The sequence below is a fragment of the Paenibacillus sp. FSL E2-0178 genome (assembly GCF_038593005.1).
In the GTDB taxonomy this organism is placed as follows: domain Bacteria; phylum Bacillota; class Bacilli; order Paenibacillales; family Paenibacillaceae; genus Paenibacillus_AQ; species Paenibacillus_AQ phytohabitans.
On record NZ_CP151953.1, the window covers coordinates 7,849,150 to 7,861,674 of the forward strand.

Annotated in this window: 10 protein-coding genes; 7 read left to right on the top strand and 3 right to left on the bottom strand. The window is 54.2% G+C overall.

What is annotated here, in order from left to right; translation table 11 throughout:
* Positions 1–8 precede the first annotated feature (8 nt).
* The 4 genes from MHI42_RS33820 (at position 9) to MHI42_RS33835 (ending at position 6,839) form a co-directional block, all read left to right on the top strand.
* Positions 9–1,856: an ABC transporter substrate-binding protein gene (locus tag MHI42_RS33820; RefSeq protein WP_171716603.1), complete on the top strand. Its 1,848-nt coding sequence runs from the start codon at positions 9–11 to the stop codon at positions 1,854–1,856.
* Positions 1,857–1,985: 129 nt separating this feature from the next.
* Entirely contained in the window at positions 1,986–3,731 is a 1,746-nt protein-coding gene (locus tag MHI42_RS33825; protein ID WP_342422013.1) for a histidine kinase, read from the top strand.
* Complete coding sequence (locus MHI42_RS33830) at positions 3,724–5,136, top strand: response regulator (protein WP_342422014.1); 1,413 nt, start codon at positions 3,724–3,726, stop codon at positions 5,134–5,136. The genes MHI42_RS33825 and MHI42_RS33830 overlap by 8 nt, the downstream gene beginning before the upstream one ends.
* Positions 5,133–6,839 carry an extracellular solute-binding protein gene (locus tag MHI42_RS33835; protein WP_342422015.1) on the top strand — a complete coding sequence of 569 codons (1,707 nt, stop codon included), beginning with the start codon at positions 5,133–5,135 and terminating at the stop codon, positions 6,837–6,839. Before MHI42_RS33830 ends, MHI42_RS33835 begins: the two co-directional genes overlap by 4 nt.
* Before the next feature lie 123 nt (positions 6,840–6,962).
* Here MHI42_RS33835 and MHI42_RS33840 read toward each other — a convergent pair whose 3' ends face one another.
* Positions 6,963–8,216 carry an MFS transporter gene (locus tag MHI42_RS33840; RefSeq protein WP_342422016.1) on the bottom strand — a complete coding sequence of 418 codons (1,254 nt, stop codon included), beginning with the start codon at positions 8,214–8,216 and terminating at the stop codon, positions 6,963–6,965.
* A 2-nt stretch (positions 8,217–8,218) separates the two neighbouring features.
* A complete protein-coding gene (locus MHI42_RS33845) occupies positions 8,219–8,728 on the bottom strand; it encodes a YbaK/EbsC family protein (RefSeq protein ID WP_342422017.1) in 510 nt (169 codons plus the stop codon).
* A 155-nt stretch (positions 8,729–8,883) separates the two neighbouring features.
* On the opposite strand from MHI42_RS33845, the gene MHI42_RS33850 reads away from it, so the two are divergent.
* Positions 8,884–9,528, top strand: a complete 645-nt coding sequence (locus MHI42_RS33850; protein WP_342422018.1) for a DUF1796 family putative cysteine peptidase — start codon at positions 8,884–8,886, stop codon at positions 9,526–9,528.
* A 148-nt stretch (positions 9,529–9,676) separates the two neighbouring features.
* On the opposite strand, the gene MHI42_RS33855 is transcribed toward MHI42_RS33850, so the two are convergent.
* Entirely contained in the window at positions 9,677–10,120 is a 444-nt protein-coding gene (locus tag MHI42_RS33855; RefSeq protein WP_342422019.1) for a MarR family transcriptional regulator, read from the bottom strand.
* 173 nt (positions 10,121–10,293) lie between these two features.
* Here MHI42_RS33855 and MHI42_RS33860 point away from each other — a divergent pair, with 173 nt between their 5' ends.
* Both MHI42_RS33860 and MHI42_RS33865 read left to right on the top strand, forming a co-directional pair.
* Complete coding sequence (locus tag MHI42_RS33860) at positions 10,294–11,748, top strand: MFS transporter (protein WP_342422020.1); 1,455 nt, start codon at positions 10,294–10,296, stop codon at positions 11,746–11,748.
* Positions 11,749–12,064: 316 nt separating this feature from the next.
* Entirely contained in the window at positions 12,065–12,511 is a 447-nt protein-coding gene (locus MHI42_RS33865) for a carboxymuconolactone decarboxylase family protein (RefSeq protein ID WP_342422021.1), read from the top strand.
* The last annotated feature ends 14 nt before the right edge of the window (positions 12,512–12,525 follow it).

A 12,525-nucleotide genomic window follows, 5' to 3' on the forward strand; every position in this document is an offset into this window, starting at 1 on the left:
ATGAAGCAATGAGATTCAGATTTAGACAAGTATCGCTACTTCTGCTAAGCACGATAATGGTGCTGGTTCTGGCAGCCTGCGGCGGAGGCAACGGAAATTCAGGCAATTCGGGCACGGCGGCCAGCACGGATAAGCCGGCGGCCGAAGCCACGCCAGCCACCGGCACAGAGGCGACAGCGGCTCCGGCAGACGGGGCGCTGGACCATTCCAAGCCGCTCAAGCTGACCGTATTCTCGACAACGGCCAATTACGCCGGACCGCAAATCGGCTGGTTCGCCAAAGTCATCAAAGACAAATTCAACATTGAGCTGGATATTGTCGCCTCCAACCTGACCGGCGGGGACACCAAAATCTCAGCCATGATGGCCTCCGGTGACCTCGGCGATGTCATCATCTTCGGGGATGATAAGAATCATTATCCGAACGCGATCAAAGGAAAGCTGCTGCTGGACTGGACGCAGGACGGCCTGCTGGACAAATACGGCGCGGATATCGTGAAGCAGTTCCCCAAAGCGGTCGAGAAGGCTAAAGTGGCCTTTGGCGGCGGAAGCTCTGTCTTCGGTATCGGCAACAACGTGGCAACCAACCCGTCAGGACCTTCCGAGGGCAAGGATATGACCTGGGGACCCGACCTGCGCTGGGACCTGTATCAGCAGCTTGGTGCACCTGAAATCAGCAAGATCGAGGATTATCTCCCGGTGCTGAAGCAGATGCAGGAGCTGGAGCCGAAGAATGAGCAGGGAAAGAAAACCTATGCGTTCTCACTGTGGTCCGACTGGGACGGCAACTATAAAATGACGCTGGCGAAGCAGTTCGCCAACATGATGGGCTATGACGAAATCGCGGATACCGCGCTGTATGTCAAAGCGGATGAAGAGAAGTACTATGACTTCCTCTCCGAGGACAGCTGGTATATGAAATCGCTCAAGCTCTACTTCGAAGCGAATCAGATGGGCCTGCTTGACCCGGACTCGCTTACCCAGAAGTTCGATGATGTGGTAGCGAAATACAAGGACGGGCGCCTGCTCTTCTCCTGGTTCCCGTGGCTGGGCGCAGCCAACTACAATACACCGGAGAGAACCGCAGAAGGCAAAGGGTTCGCGCTTGTACCGTTCAAGGATGAGCTGATGTACTCCACAGGCTTCAACGTATACGGCGGCAACGGAATTATCGCCATCGGTGCCAAGGCCAAAGAGCCGGCACGTATCATGGAGTTCATCAACTGGATGTACACACCGGAAGGCGCGATGATCTCGGCAGGCAGCGGAACGGCAGTCTCCAATGGACCGCAGGGACTGGCCTGGGATATTGACAGCAGCGGCAAGCCGGTCGTGACCGACTTCGGCTGGAAGGCTTATGCCGATCAGCAGAACACGCAGGTTCCCGAAGAATACGGCGGCGGTGACTACTATTACGGCTCGAATCAGATGAACTTCTCCTTCGTGGTTCCGGCGATGGTGAATCCGGCTACGAATGAGCCGTATGACCACAATCTGTGGCAGACCACACTGGAACGCAATCCGTCGAAGCTCGACAGTGACTGGAGAGCGAAGATGGGCGTGCTTACGGCCAAGGAATATTTTGAGAAAAATAATCTGCTCGCCGTAGCTCCTCAGGGCTTCACCGGCAAAGAGCCGCTGACCATGGACAAAACGCTGGAGCAGAAAAACAAGCAGATCGGTACTGTGATCCAGCAGATCTCCTGGAAGATGGTCTTCGCCAAAAATCAGGCGGAATTCGATAAGCTGAACAAAGAATTGCATGACAAAGTTAACGGTCTCGGCTATCAGGACGTGATGGACTTCTCGGTGAAGAAAGCGGAAGAGCTGTTCGAAGCCCGCAAAAGTGTGAAGTAAGCAGCAGCGGATAGGGAATAGGCAGGGCAGCGACCGGGCTGTTCTGCCTTCTTATTTTCAGAACAAGAAAAATCTGGTATTCTGATTCTATATATTGAAACGCTTTCATTAAGAGATGAGGTCCGGCCCATGCCTGGAAAGAAGCAAGCAGGCCATCCGCCGAAGGGGAAGTCCCTGCGGACTACTTTGGTGATTTATTTGCTGATCGGTACGCTGCTGCCGCTGCTGATTGTCGGCTTCATATCCTACACTTCCATCTATTCCATTCTGTCCGGCAAAATCGGCAGCGGCATCAGTGCCAGTCTGCGCCAGGAAGCGCTGAGCCTGGAGAATGCCATCGACAATCTGGATTTCGCCTCCAAGCAGTTTGCGCTGGACGGACAGATTGTGGAGGAGATGTCTTCTTTTCTGCAGGAGAAGCAGATCTACCGCAAGTCGCAAATGATGAATTCGATCAATCAGAAGATCAACCTGGTCAACTTCACCAATCCCTATATCGGGCTGACCGCCTATATCATGCCTGACAGTGATGATCCGGTGCTGTTCACCAACATGAGTACGCGAAGGGGCTTCGATCTCAGCAGCCTGCCTTCGTTCATGCGCTATAACGGGGCTGATTATTATGGTCCGCATGGCACGATGTATGCTGTCGGTGATAATGTCGTCTTCTCGGAGCGGCGGATCGTACGGGTGAGCGGGCAGCATGAGCTGTATATCTATCTGGAGACGAATTACAGTCTGCTGCGCAAAATTTTTAATCAGGAAGCCTACGGAATGAAGGTTAATCATCTCCTGGTGAATCAGAGCGGCACCCTTACTCATGTCATTGACGGTGAAGTGCCGGAAAGGATCGTGCAACAGGCCGGCCGGAGCGGCGGATCTGCGCATGAGGTGCTGAATGGCTATCATTTGTTCCGCTATGAGAGCCCGCAGGGCTGGAAGCTTGTAGCCGTGGTCAAACGGTCGGTGTTCAACAGCGAGATTTACACCTGGATCTATAAAATGATTCTGCTGGCGCTGCTCACCCTCCTGTTCGCAGGATTTCTGGCCTGGCTGATCTGGAGAAGGGTCTATGGTCCGCTGCGCAAGGTCAATCTCGAAATTATCCGCATGGCGGAGAATGTCACCACGCCGGTAGCATTCACGAATGTGGAGGAATTCGATTCTGTCCTGAGTAATTTCCAGCAGATGAAGGATCAGGTGAATGAGCTGATTCTGGCTGTGGCCCGCAATGAGAAGCAGAAAAGCCAGTTCGAGATTGAGAAGCTGCTCAGCCAGATCAATCCGCATTTCCTGCATAATACGCTCAATACGGTGCAGTGGCTAGCCCGGCTGAACGGACAGAAGGAGATTGACAAGCTGGTTACCCTGCTGGTGAAGGTGCTGCATTATAACCTCGGCAAGCAGAGCATCATCGTCACCATCGGGGAGGAGATTGAAGCGATCCGTAATTACATGGAGCTGCAGCGCATCCGTTACGATTATGAATTCGAGTTCAATGTAGAGGCCGATCCGGAGGTGCTGTCCGCTGCGGTTCCCCGGTTCCTGCTGCAGCCGCTGGTCGAGAACTCCATCTATCACGGACTGAGTGACAACGGCAAGGTCGATGTAATCATTACCGCGCACGGTACGAATGAAGTGCAGCTCATCGTAAAGGACAACGGTGCGGGAATGGATCAGGCGAAGATTGAGGAGCTGCTTGCAGAGGAGACCGTACGGAGACGGGGGCTTGGCATCGGCTTCGCTTATGTGATGCGGATGCTGCGCGTGTATTACGGGGAGCAGATGAGTCTGGATATTCTCAGCGGGGAGAGCGGCGGGACAACGGTATCCATCATCATACCCATTATGAGCAAGGAGGACTTCAATGATTAAAGCTGTGGTCGTGGATGACGAGCGGCTGGTGCGCAAAGGCTTCATCTCGCTGATTGACTGGCCGTCCTTCGGGGTGGTGATTACCGGTGAAGCCGGGGACGGCAATGCTGCTCTGGAGCTGCTCCGCCAGCAGGAGACGGATCTGCTGTTCGTGGATCTTACAATGCCGGGCATGACCGGGTTCGAGCTGATCCGCCAGGTCAGGCTGCGGTTTCCGGCTGTCCGCTGTGTGGTGCTTACCTGCCACCATGAATTCGATTATGTGCAGGAGGCACTGCGGCTGGGAGCAGTCGATTATATTGTGAAAACGTTGCTGGAGGTGGAGAATGCCGACGAAACCATCCGCAGGCTGGTGGAGCGGATCAGGTGGGAGGACGGCAACCGGGGCGCCCTGGTATCCGGCGAACTGAAGGTTATGTCTGCAGACAAGGCTCTGCTCTATCTGCCCCTGGAGCCTGAGGGGAAGGAAGCGGAGCTGTTTGAACTGTCACTGGTCAAGAACCATCCGCTGATCTCATTCCAGAACCTGTGGATGACCCCGCTTCCCTGCCGTGTGGCCGTGGAAGAAATCCGCCGTGAGCTGGAGGCTGTGCTTGGAGCAGGCTGGGCAGGTGTACTTGTGGAAGGCGTGCGTGATCAGCCGCTGAAGGAGCTGGAGGAGGTTCTGGAACGGACGGTTCCGCAGGCGCTGTTCTATTATACCGGTGAATCTGAGCTGCCGAAGCTGAACTACGGCGAACTCAAAACGGTTGCCGGAAGGCATCGTCCCGCTGCCGCTGAAGAGGAACCGGAGCCGCTGGTGCGTGCACTGAATCTCCGGTGGACGCTTGAGCGGGGAGCCTGGGAAGACTTCAACGCAGCCATTCTGTCCCGGCAGCCACGCCAGGAGGCGGTTGCTGAGTTTGGAAGGGAGCTGCTGCAGAGCTGGAGCGGGCTGCTGATGAAGCCGGAGGAGGCGGCAGAGCTTGCACTATCGGCACACCGCAACCGGAGCTGGTGCCAGTGGAAAAGCTGGCTGCGCCAGTTCTCCGGTCAGGTTCAGCAGCGGATGATTGAGCTGGGCATGAGCAAAGAAGTGATGTTCTGCCTGATCAGCGCTGTGAACTATATGAAGAGCCATGCCGGGGATAAAATCAATCAGGGCGATGTAGCCGCCGCCATTAATATGAGCCGCGGCTATTTCAGCCAGTGCTTTGCCCGCTTTGCCGGGGAGACCTTCGGGGACAGCCTGCGGAGCATGCGGCTGGAGCTGGCCAAATCCCTGCTGCGCGATACCCATGCGCCGGTCTGCGAAATTGCCTGCCGGTCCGGCTTTGAGGATGACCGCTATTTCAGCAGGCTGTTCCGTGAGCATGTAGGCAAGCTGCCCAGTGAATACCGTGCAGAAGGGAGGGGGGAGCGGTGAACCGGGTCATGAGATATTCCCTGCCTCTATTGCTGCTGCTCAGTCTGTCCGCCTGCCGCAGCAGCGGTGCGGGGGAGCCTGCGGAACGGGTAGCGCCGGTCGCAAATGCCGCCGATGCCGCTGCTTACGGCCGGTATGAGGAGCCGGTCGTGATGCGGATCGGCTTCAAGGTGCCGGATTCCCGGCTGACTACAGGCGACAGCAATGATAATAATCCGATCTCCCGCTATCTGGAGAGCCTGACGAATATCAGAGTCATTCATTCCTGGGAAGCGAAAGGCGAAGAGCCGTTTACACAAAAGGCGCAGCTGGCCATAGACAGCAATGATCTGCCGGATGCGATGGTGGTGGACCGGGATCAGCTCAGCAAGCTGATATCAAACGACATGATTGAGGATCTGACCGATACGTATGAGCAGTACGGCTCCGGACTGATCAAGGATATGTACGATTCTACGCATGGCGAAGCTCTAGCCGATGCGCAGCGGGGCGGAAGATTGTACGGACTGCCGAATGTAGCCATTCATGCAGATTCGACCTCCCTGCTGTGGGTCCGCCAGGACTGGCTGGACCGGCTGGAGCTGCCGGCTCCGCGAACGCTTGGGGATATTGAGGCGATCGCCAGAGCTTTTATCGACAAGGACCCGGACGGCAACGGCAAGCGTGATACCGTGGGCATTAGCGCCTACAAGAATATTGTGTACGGGACCAAACCGTATGTGAACGGTCTGGACGCAGTGTTCAGCGCCTTTCATTCCTTCCCGACCAACTGGATTAAGGACAGCAGCGGTAACGTAGTCTATGGTTCGGTTACCCCGGAGACACGCAAAGCGCTGGGCCAGCTCGCCGCATGGTACAAACAGGGATTAATTGATCCTGAGTTTGCGCTGTACAAAGAAACCCAGGAGCCGATTATTGCCGGCAAAGCCGGAATTTTCTTCGGGCCCTGGTGGATGCCCTTCTATCCGTTGTCGGAAGCGGTTGCCCAGGATACCAAAGCCGAATGGCGGGCCTACGCCGCACCGCTGGATGAGTCCGGCATATTCGTAGCCCATATAGCCCCGGTCACGGACCGGTATCTGGTTGTCCGCAAAGGATACGAGCATCCCGAGGCTGTAGTGAAGCTGCTGAATGTGTTCACCCGGCTGGAAAGAAGACGTGATCCGAACGTGGAGGAGGTCGGGAAGCTGGATGATTTCGCAGCGCAGACCGGTATTCAGCCGCGGGCCTATTACCCGTTCGATCTGCTGATTGATTATAGCGATGCCATCGAGAAGCATTATGCGGATATTCAGCAGGCGCTGCACGGCAAGATCGACCCGGATGCACTCGACCCCGATACCCGGCTGATCTATGACCGCTGGCTGGCGGAGGAAGAGCAGCCGAAGAAGAATCTGGAGGGCTGGAAGGCGGCCAACGCTTACAAATACGGGGTAGCCGTGTTGTCCACAACAGCCGTTGAGGGAGTGCGCAGCGTGTATTACGGAAGTACGCTGCATATGGCGGCGAAGTGGCCGGCGCTGCAGAAGCTGGAGAGTGAGACTTTCCTTAACATTATCGTCGGCGATGCGCCGCTGAGTTCTTTTGATGAATTCACCGTGAAATGGATGAGCATGGGCGGCGGACAAATCACGCGGGAGGTCACGCAAATTGTGAACATCCGGGAGGCAGAGAGTAAGCAGGATAACAGCAGCAGCCAGTGAACAAGAATCGTAAAGAGGAAACGGTGAACAGGGATCAGCATATCCGCAAAAGATGCAGCCAGCAAAAATAAGGCCGAAGCCCTTTACCGGGTTTCGGCCTTATCGATGTCTAGACTGGCTATATCATGTATAAGCCGCGGCTTCCTCAGGCAGATTTGCCGATTTCGCTGCAAGTCTATGCTCCGCCTTATCGTTGCGGGTGGAGCGATAGCTGAGCCATGCTCCGCACAGGGCCAGAACGGCAAGGCCCGAGGACAGCCACGGAATCGAGGCGATTCCAAGTGTGTTAATGGTCACCCCGCCGAGATAAGCTCCGGCGGCATTGCCCAGATTCAGCGCCGAGTGGCTGGAGGTGGTGGCCAGCAGCGGTGCTTTGTGTGCCAGATTCATGATCCGCAGCTGAATGCCGGGCATAATTCCGAATGCGGCGATCCCCCAGAGAAAGACGTTGGCAACGGCAAGGACCGGATGATGCAGCGTCAGCGGGAATAATGCGATAATGCCTGCCAGCACGGCGAAGTTGACGATCAGGGAAGGCATCAGCTTCCAGTCGGCCAGCTTGCCGCCGGCGATATTGCCAAGGGTAACGCCAACTCCGAACAATACCAGAATCCAGGTGACACTATGCTCGGCGAAGCCGGTGATGTCTTCAAGAATTGGCGTGATATAGGTGAACAAAGCGAACAGGCTTCCGCAGCCCAGCGCTCCCGTAAGCAGAATCAGCAGTACCTTGGGATTCATCAGCCCGCGCACCTGCTCGGCAAGATTGGCTGTCTGCTCCTGAACAATAACAGGAATGAAGCGGATAATCCCAAAGAGGGAGATAATGCCCAGCACGGTGATGGCGCCGAAGGAAGCCCTCCAGCCAAGCTGCTGTCCGATGAAGGTTCCGAACGGTACACCAATGATATTGGCGACCGTAAGCCCGGCCAGTACAATAGACACGGCGCCTGCCCGTTTCTCCGGCCGGACCAGCCGGGAAGCGATAATCGTCCCGACCCCGAGGAAGGTTCCGTGGGCGAAGGCGGTCAATACCCGGGCAATAATCAGCAGCGGATAGGTAGGCGCTATAACGGATACGGCGTTGCCGAAGATGAAAATACCCATGAGGATGACGAGCAGCTTTTTCTGCGGCAGCCGGTGGGTGAAGACAGTCAGCACAGGAGCTCCGATGGCTACGCCCAGCGCATAGCTTGTAATCAGCTGGCCGGCCTGGGAGATGGTTACGCCGAGATCACTGGCGACATTGGGCAGCAGCCCCATAATGATGAATTCGGTCATGCCGATGGCGAAGGCGCCAAGTGTAAGGACCAGCAGGGATAACGGGAAACGATCCTTGCCGGGTGAAGGTACAGATTTAGTTGCAGCGTGTTTCATAATCAGGTGTTGTCTCCGATCTGAGATGTTGTAGGTTCTTCCTTCCAGCCTTTGCAGACATCGACCCAGGCCCGGCTTCCGGAGTACTCGGCAAGTTCAGCGCAGGTTAGTTCAATGGCGGAATTGGTGCTCCCGCAGGCCGGGAAAAGCGTGCTGAACCGCTTCATGGACTCATCCAGATATACATCCAGCGGACGGGCCAGCCCGAAGGGACAAACCCCGCCGATCTCATGTCCGGTCTGTTCCAGGACTTCATCCGGACTTAGCATCCGTGCCTTGAACCCGAAGGTCTCGCGGAATTTCTTGTTGTCAATTTTGGCATCTCCAGCCGCAACGATGAGTATGGCATCTTCCTGTGCACCGCGGAAGGAGAGGGTTTTGGCAATTCTTGCCGGAATGACGCCAATCACAGCGGCTGCCATCTCTACAGTAGCGCTGGAGGCAGCAAACTCCTGTACATCCTGCTCGCGGGAGAATTTACGAAAATGTTCTTTAACATTGGCAATCGACATGATCTTGGCATCCTTTCTGAAATTACATGGTTTTCATATTGGGTTACATTCTAACCTGTTTCACCAGACTCTGCAAAACATTCCTCATCTATGATCCAAACATTTCAATTACCGGCGGCATTTAATATAGAAATAAGGGTGAGAGGTGAGCGCGGATGAAATTTGAGGAAATCAGGGGAGGATATGATTGCATTGTCAGTCTGGGAAGCTCATGCGAGCCTGCAGCCCATTTGCGCCGCAGAGGCCTCCGGGTATTTTCATCGCCGCTGGACTGGGTGGTGTCGTTATCGCTTACGGATGTGAACCGGCTGCTGGGCCAGCGTTTCTCGGGGTATATGGAGCTCCCGAATATGGGTGTGATCGATGGCAATGATGTGTTTGTGGACAATGAAGTCGTCCAGCCGGTCAAATCCTATTTTGTGAAGGACTTTCATTATAATGTAATTTCAGTGCATGACTTTCCGGTACTGGAGGGGCTGGAGTGGAGCCACGTCTACCCGGATTTCAAGCAAAAAATTAACATGCGTTCCCAGCGCCTGCTGGACACCCTGCTGATGAGCCGGAAGGCGCTGTTTATCCGCTGGGGGAGTACGTATGAGGAAGCCTGTGAGCTTCAGACTGTGCTGCGCACCTTAACCGGCGGGGATTTCCATATTCTGATTGTAAACGGTGTCGATGGACTGGAGTCCGTGCTCGACCGTGACTGGCCGCTGCCCGGTATTGCGTCTCTGGGAATTCCGAACCGTGCGGGGGATGCGGAGAGCTGGGATTATATTCTGAACGGTATATATCTGCTGTAGGGATTATAAGCAGACTATAATATAAGCGAACAGCAGAGCAGCGGCTCCCTGGAAGACGGGAGAACCGCTGCTCTGCTGTGTTTTACGGATTTTAACATCCTATTTAATCTGAGCTGGATAACTTGCACAGCCGCTGGAGAAGCTGCTGTCAATTCTGCCCGTTCAGCAGCTCTGAATTCCGCGTGACCTTATGGAGCAAAGTAATGAGAGTGTCAATTTCTTCACTGGTCAGGCCTGCAGAAAGCTTGCGGTTGAAATCATTTAATAGTGACTGGAATACCGGGGCGAATTCAAGCGCTTTGGCCGTCGGGTACAGCAGGGAGGAGCGGCGGTCCCTGGGATCGGTCCGGCGTTCGATATATCCCGAGGCCTCCAGATGTTTCACGGAGCGGGCGGTGGTGGCTTTATCACATTTTATTTCACTGGTCATCTGATCCTGTGTGATCCCCGGGTGGCTCAGAATCAGCTTGAGAAAGCTATGCTGCCCTCCGCTGCCGATACCATAGGGCAACAGCTCTTTGGCCAGGATTTTTTGATTCTGGCGGTGCAGATGGGAGATCAGCTTGCCGATCGGTTCTTTGTTTGAAGTCACAGGCGGACACCTCTTCAGGGGATAATGACGTCTTCCGGGTACCTGGAATACCGTCTGCCTCAAATACTACAACAATATGGTTGCGTGCGCAACTAATTTGCAGTACACTGGGATTGGCTGTTTTGTTGCGCATGCAACTAGTTTTGAAATATGACGCAAGAGGGTGTTTGCAAATGAGCAGTATAGGTGCTACATACCAGGAGGATGCAGTGATTCAGAAGAAACGCTGGATTATTCTAATCGTCCTGAATTTATTTACATTTATGTCTACGCTGGACGGAAGTATTGTGAATATTGCGCTGCCGGTGCTGGTGAAGGAGCTGCAGCTGCCGGTTGCTCAAGTAGAATGGGTGACTACCGGATATTTGATGGCCATCTGCACTGTCATCCTGTTCTTCGGGAAGCTGGGCGATATTGCCGGGAAGATCAGGATTTTTAAATTAGGCATGATTATATTCACCGCCGGCTCCCTGCTCTGCGGTCTAAGCCATAGTCTGCCGCTGCTGATTGCGGCGCGCGTGGTTCAGGCGGTCGGCGCTTCGATGACTATGGCGAACAGCCAGGGGATTGTTACGGATATTTTCCCGTCCACCGAACGGGGCAAGGCATTGGGACTGATCGGAACCTTCGTATCACTGGGCAGTATAGCCGGGCCAAGTCTCGGGGGGATCATTGTTTCCACTATGGGCTGGGAATATATTTTCTGGGTAAATGTTCCGATTGGACTGATTGCGATTGTGCTCGGCTGGAAGGTGCTGCCGAAGGATCTGGTCCGGGTGAAGTCCAGAATCGATCTTCCCGGCAGCATGCTGTTTGCTGTCTTTATTGTTACTTTATTCGCCGGACTGCTGCTTGGCCAGCAGCTTGGGTATAGGGATAACCGGATTCTGGCCTCCCTGATCGCGGCTGCTATAACCTTTATTGCTTTTGTGATGGTGGAGCTGCGCCGCAAGCAGCCGCTGCTCCAGCTGTCGCTGTTTAAGAATCCGCTGTTCTCACTGAGTATTTTCTGTGCATTTCTGGTATTTGTCTCCAACTTCTGCTTCAACATTATCGCGCCGTTCTATGCGCAGAATATGCTGAATATGTCGCCCTTTAGTGCAGGCTTTCTGCTGATGCTCTTCCCGATCTCCATGGTCATTATTGCGCCGCTTAGCGGGGCGTTGTCCGATAAGATTGGTTCAGAGCTGCTGACCTTTGCCGGGCTGATTGTTATGGTCATTGCCCAGTTCGGGCTGGCCCGGCTGCATGAAGGCAGTCCGGTTCTGCTGGTCGGCGTATGGATTGCCATGCTCGGAATCGGCAGCGGTTTGTTCGGCTCGCCGAACAATTCACTGGTGATGTCGACCGTGCCGCGTACCCAGCTTGGCTCCGCAGGCAGTGTGAATTCGCTGGTCCGCAATGTAGGGATGGTCGTGGGAATCACTGTTGCTACGTCCATCCTGTTCAACGTGATGAGCAGCAGGGCAGGCTACCGGGTGACCGGACTGATTGAAGGACGACCGGATATTTTCCTCTCGGGGATGCATGTTGTCTTCATGACCTCGTCTTCCATCTGTCTGTTATCGGCGCTGCTGACCGGCTGGCGGCTGTTCTCGTCCCGCAGGGCTAAGAGATTGAACGCGTGAAGCTGACGACTCCTTTTTAGAATCCTGCACAAAATACAACATTTCCCTCATAATCTCGGCCATAATCCATAATTGTTGTACAAATGGCAGCAATTTTCTTCTTCCAAACTGCTTAGCGCGAAAATTCCTGTATTTTCTGCAACAATCCTACCAAACACACAGATTTCTATGTGTCTAAGTTGCAGTACGTACAACATTAATGCTATTTTGATTGAACTTGACCGGGTGTAATCCAAAATAACATTTAGATACCTGTCACAAACCACAGCCCCATCTTGTCTACAGTAATGTAGAACATTAATGGAGGCGATTGGACATGAGTCTGAGAATGAATTATCGTGAGGTTAACGCGCCGGCTTTCCGGGCAATGATGACACTGGAGCAGCATGCAGGAAGCCGCAGCAAGGATAAAGTACTGTATGAACTGGTCAAAATACGGGTCTCCCAAATTAACGGCTGTGCGTTCTGTCTGGATATGCATGCCAAGGATCTGATGAAGCTGGGCAACTATGCCGATCATATTCTGCTGCTGAGTGTCTGGCGTGAAGCGCCGATATTCACTGATAAAGAACGGGTGCTGCTGGAATTCGCCGAGCATGTAACCCTGATCAGCCAGGCAGGTGTTCCGCAGGAGCTGTATCACAAGGTACTGGAGCATTTCAGCGAAGAGGAACTGGTAGACTGGATTATGGCGATCAATACGATCAATAGCTGGAACCGGATTGCAATTACCACGGGGATGTTTCCCGGATGCTTCAACTGAGCTTGAATTAAGAT

Excerpts from the sequence above, each read along its gene's own strand:
- MHI42_RS33845 (WP_342422017.1), bottom strand. The coding sequence starts at position 8,728 with ATGTCGATTGCCAATGTTAAAGAACATTTTCGTAAATTCTCCCGCGAG.
- MHI42_RS33825 (WP_342422013.1), top strand. The coding sequence starts at position 1,986 with ATGCCTGGAAAGAAGCAAGCAGGCCATCCGCCGAAGGGGAAGTCCCTG.
- MHI42_RS33840 (WP_342422016.1), bottom strand. The coding sequence starts at position 8,216 with ATGAAACACGCTGCAACTAAATCTGTACCTTCACCCGGCAAGGATCGT.
- MHI42_RS33820 (WP_171716603.1), top strand. The coding sequence starts at position 9 with ATGAGATTCAGATTTAGACAAGTATCGCTACTTCTGCTAAGCACGATA.
- MHI42_RS33830 (WP_342422014.1), top strand. The coding sequence starts at position 3,724 with ATGATTAAAGCTGTGGTCGTGGATGACGAGCGGCTGGTGCGCAAAGGC.
- MHI42_RS33860 (WP_342422020.1), top strand. The coding sequence starts at position 10,294 with ATGAGCAGTATAGGTGCTACATACCAGGAGGATGCAGTGATTCAGAAG.
- MHI42_RS33850 (WP_342422018.1), top strand. The coding sequence starts at position 8,884 with ATGAAATTTGAGGAAATCAGGGGAGGATATGATTGCATTGTCAGTCTG.
- MHI42_RS33865 (WP_342422021.1), top strand. The coding sequence starts at position 12,065 with ATGAGTCTGAGAATGAATTATCGTGAGGTTAACGCGCCGGCTTTCCGG.